The 1,458-nt window shown below is 44.2% G+C and carries 3 protein-coding genes; 1 reads left to right on the top strand and 2 read right to left on the bottom strand.

Features of this window, described 5'->3' with window-relative positions; all coding sequences use genetic code 11:
* Positions 1-283, bottom strand: a 283-nt coding sequence (locus tag HMPREF1144_RS27570; protein ID WP_009654673.1) for an IS5/IS1182 family transposase, incomplete at its 3' end; no start/stop codon positions are given.
* A 95-nt stretch (positions 284-378) separates the two neighbouring features.
* On the bottom strand, positions 379-579 hold the full coding sequence (gene glgS / locus HMPREF1144_RS32155; RefSeq protein ID WP_000350095.1) for a cell surface composition regulator GlgS: 201 nt from the start codon (positions 577-579) through the stop codon (positions 379-381).
* A 268-nt stretch (positions 580-847) separates the two neighbouring features.
* On the opposite strand from glgS, the gene HMPREF1144_RS27565 reads away from it, so the two are divergent.
* Entirely contained in the window at positions 848-1,441 is a 594-nt protein-coding gene (locus tag HMPREF1144_RS27565; protein WP_000599943.1) for an OB-fold-containig protein, read from the top strand.
* The last annotated feature ends 17 nt before the right edge of the window (positions 1,442-1,458 follow it).

Raw genomic sequence — 1,458 nt, 5'->3', positions numbered from 1 at the left:
GGGATAATCGGGCAAACAGGCGCATGGAGGCGATTTCGTACAGGGCATCTTCCATGGCACCGTCGCTCAGGTTGTACCAATGCTGCATGCAGTGAATACGCAGCATGGTCTCCAGCGGATAGGGCCGTCGGCCATTGCCCGCCTTGGGATAAAACGGCTCGATGACAGCGGTCATATTCTGCCATGGCAGAATCTGCTCCATGCGGGAGAGGAAAATCTCTTTTCGGGTCTGACGGCGCTTAGTGCTGAATTCACTATCGGCGAAGGTGAGTTGATGGCTCATGATGTCCCTCTGGGATGCGCTCCGGATGAATATGATGATCTCATATCAGGAACTTGTTCGCACCTTCCCTAAAACGGGCCATCAGGCCCGTTATATCAGTGCTCTAACTCCAGCTCTCTTGCCTGCATCATCTGTTGACAATACCAGGCATAACGTGCGCAAAACCAGGTTCTATGTTCTTCATCCATGTTACCAGTAACGGCCAGAATATCGACCGGGCGACCTTCTGCGTGCATTCTGGCAAAACTACGCGCCAGGAAATCGAAATTATTTAAAGAATTAAGACTATGATCCATAAGCTCATCCTCCGGTTATCGCATACCTTTTAAGGCCATATGCTTTTTCTGATTTCAGTATTCCCCAATCAGTGTAGTGCCTTTAAACATAACGTGCGTAAATATATTGTCCCCGATCACACTTTTTAGTGAAAAATAAAAAACCATATTAAAAGACTTTCTCTTCCAGAACTTCTCTAACCTGTGTTATTATTAACACAGATAAATGTAAGCAAGGAAATTATTACAAAGTAAATATTGCGTCACTAAATGGACATTGGAGTGATATATGATTTTATTCGCCGACTATAACACCCCTTATCTTTTCGCTATTTCCTTTGTACTGTTGATCGGCCTGTTAGAAATTTTTGCGCTTATCTGCGGTCACATGCTCTCCGGTGCTCTTGATGCACATCTTGACCATTATGATTCCATAACCACAGGTCATATTAGCCAGGCACTTCTTTATCTCAATATTGGAAGATTGCCAGCTCTCGTCGTTCTCTGCTTACTGGCTGGTTTTTTTGGTCTTATTGGCATCCTGTTGCAGCATGCCTGCATCATGGTCTGGCAATCACCACTGTCGAACCTGTTCGTGGTTCCTGTCAGTTTACTGTTTACGATTATTGCGGTGCATTATACCGGTAAAATAGTTGCGCCCTGGATTCCACGCGACCATAGTTCAGCTATTACAGAAGAAGAATATATTGGTAGCATGGCGTTAATTACCGGTCATCAAGCCACTTCAGGTAATCCCTGCGAAGGAAAACTCACCGATCAATTTGGCCAAATACATTATTTACTACTGGAGCCTGAAGAAGGAAAAATTTTCACTAAAGGAGACAAAGTGTTAATTATTTGGGTGATGCTGCCAACTTACTGATTTAGTGTATGATGGTG

This window comes from Klebsiella sp. OBRC7, from assembly GCF_000293135.1.
Taxonomy (GTDB): Bacteria; Pseudomonadota; Gammaproteobacteria; order Enterobacterales; family Enterobacteriaceae; genus Klebsiella; species Klebsiella michiganensis.
Note: the sequence above shows the minus strand (reverse complement) of the source record. Positions and strands in the feature narration are given on the sequence as shown.

What these genes read in the sequence shown, in the direction of transcription:
- glgS (WP_000350095.1), bottom strand. Translation starts at nt 579, where the DNA reads ATGGATCATAGTCTTAATTCTTTAAATAATTTCGATTTCCTGGCGCGT.
- HMPREF1144_RS27565 (WP_000599943.1), top strand. Translation starts at nt 848, where the DNA reads ATGATTTTATTCGCCGACTATAACACCCCTTATCTTTTCGCTATTTCC.